Origin of the sequence: Streptomyces sp. NRRL WC-3618, assembly GCF_001280005.1 — a bacterium.
Classification (GTDB): domain Bacteria; phylum Actinomycetota; class Actinomycetes; order Streptomycetales; family Streptomycetaceae; genus Streptomyces.
On the sequence record NZ_LGDW01000326.1, the window covers coordinates 1 to 349 of the forward strand.

Consider the following 349-nt stretch of genomic DNA (forward strand, 5'->3'; position numbering starts at 1 on the left):
TCACCGCCGCCACACCAGCACGCTCGTCCAGGCCCTCCAGCAACGACAGCACATCGGCCTCCGCCGCCTGCACCGCCAGCATCGCCCCACCCTCAGGCAACGCCTGCATCAACTGTCCACGCCCGGCCACCAGTCGGGCCGCATCCTCCAACGACCTCACCCCAGCCACATACGCAGCCGTCAACTCAACGATCGAATGACCACCGACAATCTCCGGCCGCACCCCAAACGACTCAGCAAGGAGATACAGAGCCACCTAGACGGCGAACAGCGCGGGCTGCGCGTACCCCGTCTGCTCCAGCAGCCCGGCGTCCGCACCGAACATCACGTCCTTCAGAGGCCTCTCCAG

The 349-nt window shown here is 66.5% G+C and carries 1 pseudogene; it reads right to left on the bottom strand.

Annotated features, from left to right (window positions below):
* Nucleotides 1-349: pseudogene (locus ADL01_RS24605) on the bottom strand (acyltransferase domain-containing protein); the annotation flags it as partial.